Annotated in this window: 12 protein-coding genes; 9 read left to right on the top strand and 3 right to left on the bottom strand. The window is 37.9% G+C overall.

The window, feature by feature from the left end; translation table 11 throughout:
- Positions 1-92: 92 nt before the first annotated feature.
- On the bottom strand, positions 93-1,019 hold the full coding sequence (locus MJG50_RS21145) for an LCP family glycopolymer transferase (protein ID WP_240257765.1): 927 nt from the start codon (positions 1,017-1,019) through the stop codon (positions 93-95).
- Between the two features lie 799 nt (positions 1,020-1,818).
- Here MJG50_RS21145 and MJG50_RS21140 point away from each other — a divergent pair.
- On the top strand, positions 1,819-2,784 hold the full coding sequence (locus MJG50_RS21140; protein WP_240257764.1) for a nuclease-related domain-containing protein: 966 nt from the start codon (positions 1,819-1,821) through the stop codon (positions 2,782-2,784).
- 51 nt (positions 2,785-2,835) lie between these two features.
- Here the strand turns inward: MJG50_RS21140 and MJG50_RS21135 are convergent, their stop codons facing one another.
- Positions 2,836-3,150 (bottom strand): DUF2628 domain-containing protein, encoded by a 315-nt coding sequence (locus MJG50_RS21135; RefSeq protein ID WP_240257763.1) that lies wholly within the window; start codon positions 3,148-3,150, stop codon positions 2,836-2,838.
- Between the two features lie 783 nt (positions 3,151-3,933).
- On the opposite strand from MJG50_RS21135, the gene MJG50_RS21130 reads away from it, so the two are divergent.
- From MJG50_RS21130 to MJG50_RS21110, 5 genes are all read left to right on the top strand, one after another.
- Positions 3,934-5,676 carry a zinc ribbon domain-containing protein gene (locus tag MJG50_RS21130; RefSeq protein ID WP_240257762.1) on the top strand — a complete coding sequence of 581 codons (1,743 nt, stop codon included), beginning with the start codon at positions 3,934-3,936 and terminating at the stop codon, positions 5,674-5,676.
- A 181-nt stretch (positions 5,677-5,857) separates the two neighbouring features.
- Positions 5,858-7,042 (top strand): ABC transporter permease, encoded by a 1,185-nt coding sequence (locus MJG50_RS21125; RefSeq protein ID WP_240257761.1) that lies wholly within the window; start codon positions 5,858-5,860, stop codon positions 7,040-7,042.
- Positions 7,043-7,059: 17 nt separating this feature from the next.
- Positions 7,060-8,154 (top strand): ABC transporter permease, encoded by a 1,095-nt coding sequence (locus MJG50_RS21120; RefSeq protein ID WP_240257760.1) that lies wholly within the window; start codon positions 7,060-7,062, stop codon positions 8,152-8,154.
- Positions 8,141-8,899 (top strand): ABC transporter ATP-binding protein, encoded by a 759-nt coding sequence (locus MJG50_RS21115; protein ID WP_240257759.1) that lies wholly within the window; start codon positions 8,141-8,143, stop codon positions 8,897-8,899. The genes MJG50_RS21120 and MJG50_RS21115 overlap by 14 nt, the downstream gene beginning before the upstream one ends.
- A gap of 66 nt (positions 8,900-8,965) precedes the next feature.
- Positions 8,966-10,888, top strand: coding sequence for a zinc ribbon domain-containing protein (locus MJG50_RS21110; protein ID WP_240257758.1), 1,923 nt, complete (start codon positions 8,966-8,968; stop codon positions 10,886-10,888).
- 758 nt (positions 10,889-11,646) lie between these two features.
- On the opposite strand, the gene MJG50_RS21105 is transcribed toward MJG50_RS21110, so the two are convergent.
- The gene (locus tag MJG50_RS21105; protein ID WP_240257757.1) at positions 11,647-12,450 is read right to left on the bottom strand and encodes a zinc ribbon domain-containing protein; all 804 of its coding nucleotides are present in this window, start codon (positions 12,448-12,450) and stop codon (positions 11,647-11,649) included.
- A gap of 458 nt (positions 12,451-12,908) precedes the next feature.
- Between MJG50_RS21105 and MJG50_RS21100 the strand changes: the two genes are divergently transcribed.
- From MJG50_RS21100 to MJG50_RS21090, 3 genes are all read left to right on the top strand, one after another.
- Positions 12,909-14,045: a glycerate kinase family protein gene (locus tag MJG50_RS21100; RefSeq protein WP_345893260.1), complete on the top strand. Its 1,137-nt coding sequence runs from the start codon at positions 12,909-12,911 to the stop codon at positions 14,043-14,045.
- A 296-nt stretch (positions 14,046-14,341) separates the two neighbouring features.
- Positions 14,342-15,334, top strand: a complete 993-nt coding sequence (gene manA, locus MJG50_RS21095) for a mannose-6-phosphate isomerase, class I (RefSeq protein ID WP_275695705.1) — start codon at positions 14,342-14,344, stop codon at positions 15,332-15,334.
- Between the two features lie 440 nt (positions 15,335-15,774).
- Positions 15,775-16,392, top strand: coding sequence for an NUDIX hydrolase (locus MJG50_RS21090; RefSeq protein WP_240257755.1), 618 nt, complete (start codon positions 15,775-15,777; stop codon positions 16,390-16,392).
- Positions 16,393-16,460 lie beyond the last annotated feature (68 nt).

The following is a 16,460-nucleotide window of genomic DNA, read 5'->3' as shown; positions in this document are numbered from 1 at the left end:
TGACAAAAGGCACCGAGAGGGATTCCTCTCGGTGCCTTTTGTCGACAATCTGAAAGAAGTAACCATAAAATATGGTTACTTCTTTTTTCGATCTATTTAATTTCCAAATGCTTTTTCAATCTTTCAGATACAGCCAATCGTTCTTCCTCAGATACAATGTAATACCATTTATCGAGAGTTTTACCGGTACCTTTAATTGTGAATTGATCCACATTATGACGAGCTTCCTTATAGTTAGCTTGAATCGATTTCATTTCATCGAATGACATATTTGTTGTTACGTTTCCTTCAAGAGCTTCTAAAATATCATCAAACTTTGTGATTGATGAAAAGCTTGCTCCCTTATCAACAATTCCTTTGATTACTTGTTTTTGGCGATCCTGTCTACCAAAGTCACCCTTCGGATCCTCATATCTCATTCGCGAATAATTCAGAGCTTCAGACCCTTTTAATGATAAATGTCCCTCTGGAAAATCATTCCCACCATAAGAGAAGGCAAATGTATTCTGGACCTCAATCCCGCCGAGTGAATCAATAATTTGTTGAAAGCCTTCCATATTCACCTTCACGAAATAATCAATCGGAACATCAAGAAAATGCTCAATCGTATCGATGGTCATATCGATTCCACCGAAAGCATAAGCATGATTAATTTTATCCTCTGTCCCTTTTCCGACAATTTCAACTCGTGTATCTCGTGGAATACTCAACATTTGCATCGACTTTTGCTTAGGATTTACCGAAACAACTACGATTGAATCAGTTCGACCTTTGTCGCCTTTTCGCTCATCAACCCCAACGAGAAGAATTGAAAGTGGATCACTCTCACTTATGTTAACTTCCTCTACTCGCTTATCAGATGGCCCCCGTTCCTCATGCATCTTCCCAACCGTGCTTGCTACAGATTGATATAAATAAATGGCATACCCACCAACAGCGAGCACCAATATTAACGAAATGATCCCAACAATTTTTGGCCACTTTTTCTTCTTCTTTGCGTTACGTTCTGTCCTACCCATCTAATGATCAACTTCCTTTTGTAGTTTACTAGATTGTATATTAGTATTACATAAGTATTAGACGTTTGGAAGATGGAAAAGTTTCATTTGTGTTGGTGGTGGTACTTTTTATAACAGGAAAATAATTAAGGGGGTCGTCAATATGTGGGTTGGACGAGCATATATTTGTGATAACGTGCAAATACGTGGTAGAGCGAGCATATATTAGAGGTACCGTGCAAATAAGTATTGGAGCGAGCATATATTAGAGGTACCGTGCAAATATGTGTTGGAGCGAGCATATATTAGAGGTACCGTGCAAATACGTATTTGAGAGCGCATATATTAGAGGTAACATGCAAATATGTGGTAGAGCGCGCATATCCCACGAATAATCACATGTTTTTTGATAAATATGCATAAAATTTAGTAACGTGCATATCTTTGTGGTAACGAGCATATCCTCTGAGTAACGTGCAGATATTTTAATAATCGAGCATATATCTGTGGTATCGTGCATATCCTCTTGGTAACAAGCAAATATTCATTTTATCGTGCAAATCTATACCCAGCTAATTTTACAACGTGCATATTTTCAAATTAACGCACATATCAATCAAATATCGCGCATATATACATCCAAATCGTTCATATCTACCGAGCAACGTACAAATTACAGTTCAAACACTTAAAATAAACATAGAAAAACTATTAAAATGATTAAATTTAATTACAAAATAAAATGATTTTCATCAAATTTAGCAGGAATTCTACAATTCTTGCAGAAAATAACGAGTATCACGATAAAGGAGATGACAGAATGATAGACAGTAAGCGCATACGTCCCTTGAGGCTGCGAAAAACAGAAGCCTTACTAAGAAGGATATCAGACACGAACCCGAAATATGATAGGGTGGAGGAAAAGCTCAAAATTAGAGCATCTGGATACAGAGGAGAACAATCGCTAGATTATTATGTAAGCTTTTTAGACAAGAAAAAGTATCAGATACTCCATGGACTTCGTCTTCAGGATGCTGCAAACGACCACTACTTTGAAATTGACACTCTAATCATTACACCCTCATTGATAATACCCATCGATGCTAAAAATCACAAAGGTGAACTACATTTTGATGAACAATTCGATCAATTAATCCAAACCTATGAAGGCCAAAAAACATCATACGATAGCCCACTCGCACAAATCACCCGACACGAATTTCAATTGAAGAGCTTGCTCCAGCTCTATAAGTTTCCAACAGTACCAATTGAACCACTAGTGGTCATTACAAACCCATCGACAATTGTAACAGCATCACAAAACCATAAACAAATTCATAAAATTATTAAAAGCCTAAGTTTGATTACAAAAATTGGAAATATCGAAAAGAGATTCAAGGTTGAAGTATTTGATCATAAGCAAATTCAAAAATTAACAAAGCTTCTCCTCAAGCTTAATACCCCTTATGACAACAGTATTCTTGAGGAATTTGATCTTCATGAAGACGACATTTTAAAAGGGGTGCACTGTCCAAAGTGTGGAACATTACCGATGAAGAGGCTTCCTAGAAAATGGGAGTGTACCTCTTGCGGGCATTCTGATAAAGACGCACATATTGCTGCGATTGAGGACTATGTATTGCTATTTGGCAATACTATAACAAACCAAAAACTACGCGAATTTCTTAACCTGCCATCCAGATCTGCCGCAACTCGCATCTTAAAATCATTAAACTTCCAATTTACTGGTGAAAATAAAGGTAGAATTTATAAAATTTCCATCTAAAAAAAGCCAGCCAATCGTTTTTTTTATACGAATGGCTGGCTCTTAGTTAATTTATGCAGTTCTTGAAAGAATTTGTTTATTTTCTAATATAGTTCTTGCTTCGTCATTTGCTGGTTGATAGCCTTTTTCGATCATTTCTTTTATATATAATTTGTTATAGATGAATGCGAAAACGATATCTGCGATGATTCCGCCAAGACCAAATGTAAATGATCCGAGTGCAGCAGCGATAATAAACATAATTATTGCCCATTTTAAATCTCCTCGGAATAATGCTGGGAAAAATCCAAAGAAAAAGGTAGTCCAACTAAATCCTACTTTTACTCGTTTTGTAAGCCCAGCTGGGTTTTTAAGTTCAATTTTCATGATGTGACACCCCTTATGAATAATAAAAAAGTACTAAAACATTATGGCATCATTAATAGTGAAATGGTACTAGTAAATAAAAGATATTCTGGGGATTTAAGGAAGAACTATTTTTAAAGGAAAGTATAAAGACTAGCAGGAAGAGGATATGCTCGTTAATTATGAGATATGCACGATAATTTTTGGAAATGCACGTTAACTGGAATATATGCGCGCAGGTCAGGACGTATGCACGATAATTAGGATATATGCGCATTCCTTGAAATATATGCACGCTCTCTGGCGTATATGCATGTTATTTTGGATATATGCTTGATAATTAAAAAATATGCACGATACACAAAATAATGCATGCTACTAAAATAAATGAACACTCCTGAACACCCCCAAGACAAATACACGCTTCCTGGAACAAATGCGTGCTGTCCCGGATAAATGAGCGCAACATAGGAACTATGCACGATACCCAAAATAAATGCAGTCTCCCCAAAAGCACATGCACGCCCTGAAAATTCTCCTCCTCCCCAACATTTACCACGCTCCAACCTAACCCTTTAGAACCAGCATTCGCCAAAAACTTTAGAGTTTAGTAGGAATTAAGGACTAAAACTTTGTCTACTTTTGTCGAAAGTATAGTATATGTCGAATGAATTCCTTATTATATTATAGAATTCATCATTTACTTATAAAGGGGGATTTTTCTGGTACACTAGTATCTTTGAAAGGTTTCCAAATTGAGCGCAAAGAAATCCATGCGTGAATTAGAAAGAGGAGGAAGAAATAATGAAGTTTTGTCCCAATTGTGGCAAAGAAGTAACCGAGTCGGCAAAATTTTGCCCATCATGTGGGAAGAGCACAGAAATTGAACAAGTGGCTCCTGCAGTTGAAATCACACAGCAACACCAAAGAACACCAAAGGTATTCCCGAAAAAATGGCTGATTATCGGCATCATTGCCGTTCTTCTAGTTGGGGGAGGTACAGCACTGGGCTTCACCCTATTAAATGGACCGAAAGAATTGTACTTAATGGCAGAAGCGAAAACATATAAAAGCACAATGGATCAATTCGAAGATCAATATGGGGAAGATCTTAAATTCCAAGAAGAAATGCTCGAAAGCCCATCTAGCTCAGAGCTAAAGCTAAGTGGAAATGTTGAGATGGATACCGAATACCCTGACCCAACACTAGAAATGGTCCAAGAAATTCTTGACCAAGCAGCACTCGTAATCAAGTCAGATCAAGACCCTAAGAAGCAAGCAAGCTTCAATACAATTGGCTTGGAAATGGATGGTTCATCAGTTGTTGATCTAGAACTTTACCAATCTACAGAACAACTTGGCCTAAAAGTTCCAACTCTTTATGATAAGTATTTCTATTTGAACCTTGATGAGTATGGGGAAGTTATGAGAATGGTTGACCCTTACTATGAAGGTCCAGAAAAGCTTGACTTATCAACTATTAAATGGGATGAGATCAAATTTAGTGATAAAGAAATTGACGAAATTAAATCTCGCTACTATGAGTATGTATTTAAAGCTTTAAAAGATGACTATTTTACATTAGAAAAAAATGTCCCATATGAACATGATGGGGAAAAAATGAAGTTAAGAAAAATCACACTTAAAATGTCTTCGAAGGAAGTAGAAACTTTTATTAATGGTTTCGTAGACGAACTAATTGAAGACGAAAAGCTACACGGTATGATTGCAGATCGCCTTGCGAAACTTGCAAACGCTGGATTAGAAGAAATGGATGTTGACTTTACAGATAAAAAAGAAGTCCAAAAAGAAATGAAATCAGCATTGAAAGACTTAAAATCAGCATTAAAAGATGTTGACTATACAGATGGCTTCAAATCAGTCATTTTAATAGACAAAAAGGAACAAATCATAGATCGTCATATGGAAATAGCGTTTGATGGTGACGTGAACTTGGAAGTATCTACGAAAAACGTACCAATTGGTAAAGATGATAGATACCAAGAGTATAAGATTGAATTAGGCCCAGAAGATGCATCAGAAGGAAAAATGGTATTCGAACTCACGAACGATAGTAAAGGTGCAAAAGATGGCCGTGAAGAAAAAATGAAGGCGAACTTCTATTTTGAAGAATACGAATATGTCGTGATGGACTTTACTTTTAAAATGAATTCAGAATTCAAAGGTAAAAACCCTAACAAACAAACAATCATCCGTGATTTTGATGTAGTTCTTGATGGTGAAGATTTCTATGACATGACACCAGTAAGTGGAAAAATCACTCAAGAAAAAGATGTTAGTGTAAAAGACAAACATTCGAATAATAAATTCAAAATTGAAGTGAATGTTGAGGACGAATACGAATCAGGAAGTGTCGTCATCAATGTAGACTCAAAAGTAAAACTAAAAGACAAAGTAGACCTTCCAAAAATGGATACTGCTAGCGGCATGAATGTTGCAGAATTAACAGAAGAAGACATTATGGAAATTGGTCAAGAGGTTGGCTTTAAACTTCAAGATTTAATGATGGAACTAGGACTATATTAAAGGAAGTTCAAAAAGTCACCAAATGATAAGACATCGAATCTCGGCGTCACTCGGCCTCTCCGGTCCTCACGTATTAAAAGCATACGTTCCGGTCCTCGAGTCGCGAGTTCCTTGATCTTCTCGCTTCTGATTTGTCGACTTTTTGAACAATTATTCTAATAACTAATGGGTGGATTCTGCGATGAGACATTTCACAAAATTAATTGCATTTCAACTCAAAATGATCATGAAATCATGGAAAACAGCAATCACGCTTTTAGTAGTCCCGATGGTTTTCTTGGCAGGAATTGGACTCGTCTGTATTCATCTGCTCACAACAGAAGAACGGGTCCAGCTCTTTGACATCGCAATCGTCGACAATGATGACACATTTGAAACAAAGTACGTGATCCAACAGCTCGTGCAATCGGAGCATCTCACAAAACTAACAAACGTCATTAAAACCGACGAAACAAGAGCAAATAACCTAATGGACAACAATGAAATTGCTGCGATGATCATTATTCCAGAAGGATTTAGCAGCAATGTGAAAATCGGAGAAAACACACCAGTGAAGGTTTTTGGCAATGCCCAAAAGCCTTTGCAATCCCAATTAGTACGCCACATTATGGAAAGCGCTGCTGACTTCACCTCAGCAGCGCAAAGTGGCATTAACACAATCTATGAATTCACAAGCATCGACCCGTTCACAAAAAAAGAGCGTAAAACGGAATTCAAACAAAGCCTCCTAACCTACTCACTACACGTACTAGGCCGCGGAGAACCATTTCAGATCATAGAAAAACATAACTTATTTCAAACAGACATCGTTCAATACTACACCCTATCCCTATTCCTCCTACTAATCATGTTTTGGAGCTATGGATTTCTCCTTTTGGTAAAAGGGAAAACGACTCAAACACTTCGCTTTCGCCTTCTTTCAAGAGGTATTACTGATTCACAAATGACCGCAAGTACCTTGCCTTCACTCATTGTTGTCCTCGCACCGATTACTTATGCGATCGCGATTCCAATGTCTTATTGGCTTACTGGAAATTTGTTCGACATCCGAATGTTAGCGGGTATACTATTGATTCTAGTCACCTTTCTCACTTTTTTTATTATGCTAGAATCATTGTTCCATCATCAACAAATCTATCAAATCGTCGGGCTAGTCTTCATCCTTTTTGGAGCAATTGCGGGGGGCTTTTTTATTCCAACTGTCTTCTTCCCAGACTGGTTAGAAAAAGTTGGTTCCTATACGATACAAAGCTGGTCTTTTAGTTTTTTACTTGAAGTGAATTCATTAACAGCTAATCGATTGGTATTGGCATCAATTGTCTTTCTATTACTCGCGTTTTTAGGGCAAAGAAGGTGGAGCCGATGAGGATTCTTATACAGAAAATGAAACAATTCGTGAAAAACCCAGTGTCACTTCTATTTCTTTTTATCATTCCAATTGGAGCGACGATTGGGCTTGGTTCCCTTTTTGAAAAGGGGCAGGAAGAGCTCGCAATCCCGATTGCGTTAGTGGATGAAGACAAGAGCGATTTTTCAAAAATAATTACGAAACGAATGAGTGACCAGTCAAAAATTACTATCACAAATGTATCAAGGGAAAAGGCTGAGAAGCTATTAGCAACGAATGAAGTCGATAGTATCTTCATGATTAAACAAGGTTTCCAGGACAATCTTTTACAAGAAAAAAGAGAAGACACAATTGAAGTATGGGTGTCACCATCCTCGATGGCAGTTGGAATTGTCAGGGAAGTGATGGCAAGTGAAGTTATTAGGTTAACGAGTAATATTAAAGCTGCAGAACATGTCGAAAAATTGTATAATCAAAAGGGAATTGAGGACTCTTCGATTTGGGATGAAGCTTATGCGTATACGGATGCGCAATGGGATCCCGAGCCTCTCATGACGATTGATTATATCGAGCAACGTGGAAAAGACATAGTAGATGCGAAGTCTGAAATCATCAATCCATATCTTGGCTTGTGGACATTTTTTACAATGCTTGCTTGTTTTCTAGCAATTGATTGGATAATCAAAGAGAGAAACACCATTTTTGCGCGGATTCAAACTACCTACCAAGGTTTATCCTCCTATTTATGGAAAAGTATTAGCGGTTATTTCATTTTACATGTACTGCAAGCATTCATGAGCTTTATTATTTTTATTAAATTAGACATCGTTGAAAATCGGATGTCACTGTTAGTTGCAATGATTCTTTATCTTTTTATATGTATGAGTTTGAGTGTCTTGTTTGCTAGTTTTACACGTAATTTGAATAGCTACTATATTAGTAGTTTTCTCTTTGTTTTAATTGTTGGAGTTTTAGGTGGGAGCTTTTTTCCGGTACCAGAGCTAAGTGAAGTATTCCCGCAGTCATTCGTGCAGCATACAGCAACGAATATGCAGACAATCCTTGCAATCTGTGTATCTAGTGGACTGATTGTATTTGCGATACGGAGGGTTAAGCGTGATTACAATTGAGAATGTGAGTAAATCGTATGGGAATAAAAAGTCATTACAAGATGTGTCACTAACGATAGAAACAGGTGAAATTTATGGTTTGCTTGGCGCAAATGGTGCAGGGAAATCAACCTTATTATCAATTTTAGCAACGATTTCGAGGGCCTCATCAGGGACGATTACCATGAATGGTCTTGAACTTTCAAAAAATATGAAACATGTTCGAGAAATGATTGGCTACGTCCCCCAGGATATTGCTTTATGGGAACAGGAGACAGTTAAGGAAAACCTTGTGCTCTGGAGTAAATTTGCGAGAGATAAAGTAACTGAAAAACAGTTATATGACCTATGTGGAATGGTTCAACTCCAAGAAAAATGGCATGAAAAGGTGTCTAGCTTGTCCGGTGGGATGAAGCGTAAATTAAATATTGCAGTTGCCCTCATCCATAATCCAGATATTTTACTGATGGATGAACCGACAGTTGGGATTGACATTCAATCCAAATTTGAAATCAACCAATCGATTCGTGATCTTGCAAGCCGTGGGAAGACGGTTGTATACACAACACATGATATGAGTGAGATCCTCTTTCTTTGCGACAAAATTGGTATATTACAAGAGGGAAATTTACAGTTTTCCGGAACACTAGAAGATGCAAGAAACAGCGCGATCGCACAAGGCGTATCCCCCCAAAGCGATGAAGAGCTATTATATTATTTATTTGGGAACCAGGGGGACGGTTCTTGTGGTCTACTAAAAAAATAGCGGTGAAACAAAGTTTTTCCCGCAAAAAATATTTCTACTTATTAGTTATTTAGGGAGGAAATGAAGGTGGCATTTTGTAATAATTGCGGTTCAAAAATCGAGGAACAAGCGTCCTTTTGTACCGAATGTGGTTTTGAGGTTGGTGCCGTGGCCCCTACTGTTGAGGAGGATCCGCAAACTGGAGTTGCAAAGGTTGCAGCAACGATTGACGCGCAGCCAAATTCAAGGGTCGATAACCAAGACAGGTCAGTTGGCCAAAGAAGTCAAACACAACCATCAATTAAAATAACAAAAAAGACGAAAATCATTGCTAGCATAATTGCTGCAGTTGTCGTTCTTTTATTCGCAGGTTATAAGGTTGGTGGTATCTTTGTCGATAAAGAACGAACGATTGATAAATTTGAAGAAGCCCTTAATAAAAAGGATAAAAAGGCATTAGTCGGATTGCTTTCTTCTGAAGACAGTGATCTTAAAATTAATGAAAAAAATATTGGCGGACTTGTCGAGTATATTGATAAAAACCCTGATGTTAAGCACGATATCATTGATGAATTACGTGATCAATCGGAATCATATGATCGCCATAATTTTGCGGATGATGGGGAATTATTCGTTACCCTTAAAAAAGACGGGAAGAAGTTCTTCCTATACGATAATTATAAATTAAATATCAAGCCTGTATATGTAACGATTAGCACGAACTATAAGGATACTACCCTTTTCTTAAATGGTGAAGAAATCGGTAAATCAACGAAGGCTAATTTTGAAAAAAACTATGGCCCATTTATTCCTGGCCATTACAAACTAGAAGCAAAGTTAAAAACTGATTTTGTCGAATTAGTAAAAGTGGACAAGCTTGATCTTGTGAATACCGAAGATGATGAGTATGTCGATGTGTATTTAGAAGGTGAAGAGGTTGAGGTAACTTTAGGTGGGAATATGGGTGATGAAGCTGTTCCTAGCAAGCTGTTCATTAACGGTGAGGATACGGGGGTTGATATTAGCGAGAACCCGAATTTTGGTCCAGTTTTAACAGATGGGTCAATGAAGATGTTCCTTGAAATTACGTATCCATGGGGCAAGGTAAAGACTGAAGAAGTTGCGATTGAAGATACGTATATGACAGTCGAATCTACGCCTTTTTCAGATGAACAATTTACTGACATCATGGAGACGGTTAAAAAGTATAATCTTGAAGAGCTGAATTTCTTTGCAACAGGAGATTTCTCCAAGATAACAACCGTAACTGAGGATTACATGACGCCTCTAGAAGGTGAACTAATCGCAATTGGCGAAGATGGATTTTATTTCAAAGGGAAGTATATGGGTACTCAGTTCTTAATGGATTCAATCTATCTTGAGTTCGTTGAATCAAAATGGTATGCGCGCATCCCAACATTGAATTTGTATGAAGGCATTTCAGAAATTGGTGGGAAATCAGAAGCATTCTCAAGTGGTAGATTCCTGATACTCGAGTTTGATGAAGAAAATAAAACTTGGTTAATCGATGAAAAGGAATATTCAGAGTATGATAGCTTTGATGAGGATGATAAAGTAAAAGAAATTAAGAACGAAGACGCGAAAGAAACTGAATTCGGTAAAGAGACTGCCGAAGCAATGAAAAAAGTCGAGGATGAACCACGGGTATATGCCTTGATGGATAATTATTTGAACGGATTAACAGCAGCCATTAACTATAATGATTTCAGTCTCGTTTCCCCTTATCTCAAGGAAGGAAGCAATCTGTACAAATCACAACAAAACCTTGTGAAAAACTTAAATGAAAAAGGAACAACCGAAGGGCTGGACAACTACGAGGTTCTTGGTTGGTCAAACGAAGGCAACACATACAAAATCAACACATCCGAAACCATCACCATCTACTACGAAGGTGGAGAATATGAAACAAAAGACTATAAATGGACCTACACCGCCATACTCGACGAAGCATCCGGCGAACTACTACTGTCCAACATCGAAAAACCCTAGGAAACTAGGGTTTTTGTGTTGGAATGGAGTTGAAGGGTGTATGTATTTTGGTGATTGAGTAAAGGTGTTGGGAGAGCGTATGTGTTTGGGCTAGCGTGCAAATATTTGGTTTAACGTGCATGTATTAGGAGGAGTGTGTATATATTGGGGTGAACGCGCATGTATTAGGAGGAGCGCGCATATATTGGGTTAAGCGTGCATATGAATGTGTGTATATTTTGATTTTCGGGCTAACGTGCATAAATTTCAGCTAAGGCACATATATTAGCATCAACGCGCATATTTCCGACTTAACGAGCAAATATCCAAAGGAACGCGCATATCTCAAGCGTAACGATCATATATCGAAAATAACGTGCATACCCCAAATGTACCGCGCATATTTTCAGATTATCGAGCATATCCCAAGCGTAACGTGCAAATATCCAAAATAACACGCATTTCCTCTTTACAAGTTAGAGAACTTACCCCAGATTAAACCGTAATTCATAAGTTATAGCGCATAAACCCACTTAAATATGAATTAAAAGCCACTTTTAAACCTACAATCCGCATTCTTCTATAAATATAAGGTTTTTATAGCACGAAAGATTAACTTTTTTATAGGTTGAAAAGGTTATCTATTATCCTGTTCAAAACCTGGCTAATTTTGAAAATGAAAAGTTAACTTTTGTTTTTCAAGATACAAAGATCATTAACCGAGTCTGTTAGCCAAAATAAAAACACCTCCACATAATGCGGAGGTGTCTTACACAATCTTAAAATAGTCCAAATCCAATTATATCTGTGATTTGATTAATGATGACTTTTGCAACAGTCGTAAAAAATAGGATAATAGCAAGATACGTTAAAAATGTTGCATATACGCCATCTAATCCACCAACTGTGTTACGTTTGAAAGAATAGATTGTAAATGGAATAACTAGGAATAGACCAATGAAACCAAATGATAAAAGTAACATAAATAATTCAATCTTAAGAATTGATAAGACTAAAGCAGTAATTAAGAATAAAGTAGGGACAATCAAGAAGGCACCGAAGCGCGCAAATACATCCTGAATGGAAGCTTCGACTCTACCTAATTTAACTACTCCAAATGTTACTAGTGCTACAAAACCAATAAATAAAAGATAATAAAAGCCTGGTTTAAGAGCAGCATCTGTAAAGGAAGGCGAGAATACACTACCTCTTAAACCTAAGTAAACCATTAATGGAATACTGATTGCATATAAAATCATCGTAATGATTCCGTTAATGAATTGATCACCTTTCACATTTTGAGCCATATTTGTTGGGCTCTTCAACCCTTGCATGAAGTAGGCAAAATATAATTTTGAAATTTTCTTAGTTGCCTCTAATGCTTGGTTGGGCTGCTGTGGTTGTGCCGGTTGAACAGGTTGTGCTGATTGCACCTGTGGCTGAACGGGTGGTTGAGTAACAGTTGGTTGTACTGATTCAACTGTAGCTGCTTGCTCAGCTTGTACCCCAGCATCTAGCTGTGTACCACATTTTACACAAAACTTTCCACCCACATTTTCGTGGGAACAATTTGGACATTGCATTGATAATATTCCTCCTTAGTAGACTTTAAGAGTAATTGAAAAATTACTCATATATAGTAAGATTATACACAAATATGTCACAAATTGGGGAAAAATATTAAGGAAATTTCATTCGTTTGTGTGGATATTTTTTTTTCACATAATTAGATGTATATTTATTTAGAAAAAAGTGCGCCCCAGTGGATAATGCACGTTCCCGGCAATAAATGCGCGCACCCAGAGATAAATGCACGTTCCCGGCAATAAATGCACGCTTCAGAAGGTATATGCGCCCTCCCAAGTGATAAATGCACACTAACACAAATAAATGCACGTTACGCCAAGATTTGCGCGCCCTCAAAAAAATCCATATTCCCCCACCAAAAACATAAAACCCACACATATACCCAAACGAAAATTTTCACGATATAGTTAAAGAAATGCCAGCCACTTAAGATCAGGAGGTAGATTGTTTGAAGGTGCTCATAGCAGTTGATTCTTTTAAAGGGAGCTTAACCTCAATCGAGTGTAGTGAGGCGATTAAAGAGGGAATTCAAGCTGTATCAAAAAATGCCGAAATCCTATCAGTGCCGTTAGCTGATGGTGGTGAAGGTACGGTAGAGGCACTTGTTCACTCAACGCGAGGTATATTTGTCGAAAAAGAGGTCACGGGTCCACTCGGTGCCAAAGTACATGCCACATATGGGATATTAGGAACGGGCCATACTGCGGTGATTGAGGTTGCAGCGGCATGTGGGTTGCCGCTCGTGCCTGAAGGTGAACGAAACCCATCCATCACAACAACTTATGGTGTTGGGGAGCTTATTTTAGATGCGATTAATAGGGGATGTCGCGATTTTGTGATTGGTCTAGGTGGAAGTGCGACGAATGATGCAGGAGTAGGTATGCTACAGGCGTTAGGATTTTCATTTCAAAATAAACAACAAAAAGAAATTGGGTGCGGTGGTGGCGAACTCACAAAGATTCGAACAATTAATACGAGCAGAGCCCACCCTGCATTAAGAGAATGTACATTCAAGGTCGCTTGCGATGTGAATAATCCGCTGCATGGTTTAAATGGGGCTGCTTATATATTTGGTCCACAAAAAGGTGCGACATCAGAAATGATAAAAAGTCTGGATCAGGGACTTATGCACTTTGCTGAGCTCGTCTCAAGTGTATTGATTAAAAATATTCAACAAATTGAAGGTGCCGGAGCAGCGGGCGGACTTGGTGCAGCATTTGCTGGCTTTCTTAATGGACAATTACTTTCAGGAATCGATCTTATATTGAACACGCTTGGAATGGAAGCGAAAATAGAAAGTGTCAATATCGTCATCACAGGCGAAGGGAAGCTTGATGGACAAACTTCACTGGGAAAGGCTCCTCTAGGAGTTGCACGTTTAGCTGCAAAAAGGGGGATTCCGGTTATTGCACTAGCAGGTGGTGTAACCAAACAAGCATCCACACTTAATGAGCTGGGTATTACGTCATATTTTTCAATTGTGAACGAGCCAATGTCACTAGGTGAAGCGATGGATCCAAAGGTTGCCTACGATAATTTGAAAATGACGACTGCTCAATTATTTAGATTAATTTTTGCTATGAAAAAATGATTGGGGTGCTGCACCTTCGAATGATGTGTGTGTGCATATATTTTGGCGAACCCGCATAAATTTCTTTTATCGTGCAAATCCAGGTGATCGTTCATAAAAATCAGGTATCGCGAATAAAACTGAATCAAGCCTATTCAGCGGAAAATGCATAATGACCGTAAATCTGAAATAACAGCCGTATTTTCTAAGTAACGTCCGTATTTCTAAAATAACGCCCGTATTTCTCAAATATCGTGCATATCTGTCTTTCCGATTCGAATTAATTCATAAAAGTCCAGCCAAAACAAGCAAATTTCATGATAAACTTATGTTTACAAACAATTAAAAGGAAGTGCTCTATTTTGAAACAACCAATTTTTTTAACTCCTCTGTTTCAAGAAAGAATTTGGGGAGGTACCAAACTAAGAACAGAGTTCGGATACCCAATAGAATCTGAACTAACTGGAGAGTGCTGGGCAGTTTCGGCACATCCGAATGGACAAAGTATCGTAAGCAGTGGCCAATACGAAGGGAAAACGCTTGGCAACCTTTGGAGTGATCATCGTGAACTATTTGGAAATCTTGAGGGGGAAGTATTCCCACTTTTAACAAAAATATTAGATGCGAATCATGATTTATCTGTGCAGGTTCATCCAAATGATGAATACGCAAATGAGCATGAAAATGGTGAGCTTGGCAAAGCGGAGTGCTGGTATGTCATCGATTGTGAACCAGATGCTGAAATTATTTTTGGCCACACCGCAGAGACAAAGGAACAGTTAATCGAAATGATTGAGTCTGGCGAATGGAATGAGCTTTTACGTCGGGTAAAAGTAAAACCAGGTGATTTCTTCTACGTACCGAGTGGCACTATTCATGCTCTATGTTCAGGTGTTCTCATCCTTGAAACGCAGCAAAGCTCAGACACAACTTACCGTGTCTATGACTATGATCGCGTTGATCAAAATGGTCAAAAGCGAGAGCTACATATTGAAAAATCAATTGATGTCACAACTGTACCACATCGAGACTTTCCAGTAACCCCACAGACTGAAACCATCCAAGGGGCAGCCATCACTACATTTATAAAAGAAGAATATTTCTCAGTCTATAAATGGAATGTCACAACTTCAACTACATTCGAACAAGACAAGCCATTTTTAATAGGTAGCGTTTTAAAGGGTGCCGGTGAAATTATAACCGAAGAAGGAAGTTTCCCGATTAAAAAAGGAACTCATTTTATTTTACCTAGTGGACTAGGTAGCTTTGAAATAAAAGGGGAAGTGGAACTTATTGTTTCGCATTCGTAAAAATTAGGAACACAGTTCATCTATGATAACTGTGTTTCTAGATACGTCCCCTAGAAAGGAATAGTGCGTGAAATAAGCGCATATACCTTTCGAAAAAACGTACTAGAAAACAAGAAAGCCACCCGACGCCGTCAGAAGCAAAGGGGTGGTTCCCAAAATAAATAAAGTATTTTGACAACCACCACCCAGACGGTTGAGGTTGCGAGAAGAGGAGTGTTAGCGCACTTCTCTTTTTTAGTATATTCTTATTATAAATGAAATAAACCATTTTATAAAGTGCGAATACGAAAATGACCGTACATTTACCATGAATAACGTTCAAAGCACCTTCTGCAAAGAGCATATCTGAAATTAAAGGAGCATATACCACGAATTCCATGGGTGTCCTCCTTGTAACATGAATACCCCAAAATTTTATCCACCTAAATGAGGTGAAATGAATGAGTCTTAAATGGTTAGAATGGGCAAAGCAAATCCAAGCAATATCCCAATCAGGATTAGCGTATTCAAAGGATGTATATGATATTGAACGATTCAAGGAGCTAAGAAACATAAGTGCGGAAATTATTACGGAATTCTCGAATAAGAACCTTGAAGAAGTAAAATCAATCTTTATCAAGGAAGAAGGTTATCAAACACCAAAGGTTGATATTCGTGCGGTCGTCTTCCAAGATGATAAAATTCTCCTCGTTAAAGAAAAAAGTGACAATGGCTGGACCTTACCAGGTGGTTGGGCAGATATCGGTGTCTCTCCATCTGAAAATGCGGTAAAAGAAGTTGAAGAAGAATCAGGCTATATTGTCAAACCTAAGCGGGTACTTGCTGTGTTAGACAGAAATATGCATCCCCATACACCACATATTTATCATATATATAAAATATTTTTTGAATGTGAGATTGTTGGTGGCGAGGCAAAATCAAGTGTGGAAACATCGGATGTTGGATTTTTTGCGAAGGATGCGCTTCCGGAATTGTCGGTTGATCGGGTAACAGAGAGTCAGATAGTGATGTTGTTTGAATGTAAGGGAAGAGAGTATGTAGAGGTATTGTTTAATTGAGGAACCTGTCATCTAAAATGTACCCTATAGAGTAGACACTTTAAAAAAGTGCTTTCTATAGGGTGCTT

Source organism: Fredinandcohnia quinoae (assembly GCF_022427965.1).
GTDB classification, from domain to species: domain Bacteria; phylum Bacillota; class Bacilli; order Bacillales; family Bacillaceae_L; genus Ferdinandcohnia; species Ferdinandcohnia quinoae.
This window is presented reverse-complemented; position numbering and strand designations above follow the sequence as displayed.

Coding starts and splice junctions, on each gene's coding strand:
- MJG50_RS21145 (WP_240257765.1), bottom strand. CDS start 1,019: ATGGGTAGGACAGAACGTAACGCAAAGAAGAAGAAAAAGTGGCCAAAA.
- MJG50_RS21140 (WP_240257764.1), top strand. CDS start 1,819: ATGATAGACAGTAAGCGCATACGTCCCTTGAGGCTGCGAAAAACAGAA.
- MJG50_RS21135 (WP_240257763.1), bottom strand. CDS start 3,150: ATGAAAATTGAACTTAAAAACCCAGCTGGGCTTACAAAACGAGTAAAA.
- MJG50_RS21130 (WP_240257762.1), top strand. CDS start 3,934: ATGAAGTTTTGTCCCAATTGTGGCAAAGAAGTAACCGAGTCGGCAAAA.
- MJG50_RS21125 (WP_240257761.1), top strand. CDS start 5,858: ATGAGACATTTCACAAAATTAATTGCATTTCAACTCAAAATGATCATG.
- MJG50_RS21120 (WP_240257760.1), top strand. CDS start 7,060: ATGAAACAATTCGTGAAAAACCCAGTGTCACTTCTATTTCTTTTTATC.
- MJG50_RS21105 (WP_240257757.1), bottom strand. CDS start 12,450: ATGCAATGTCCAAATTGTTCCCACGAAAATGTGGGTGGAAAGTTTTGT.
- manA (WP_275695705.1), top strand. CDS start 14,342: ATGATAAACTTATGTTTACAAACAATTAAAAGGAAGTGCTCTATTTTG.
- MJG50_RS21090 (WP_240257755.1), top strand. CDS start 15,775: ATGAGTCTTAAATGGTTAGAATGGGCAAAGCAAATCCAAGCAATATCC.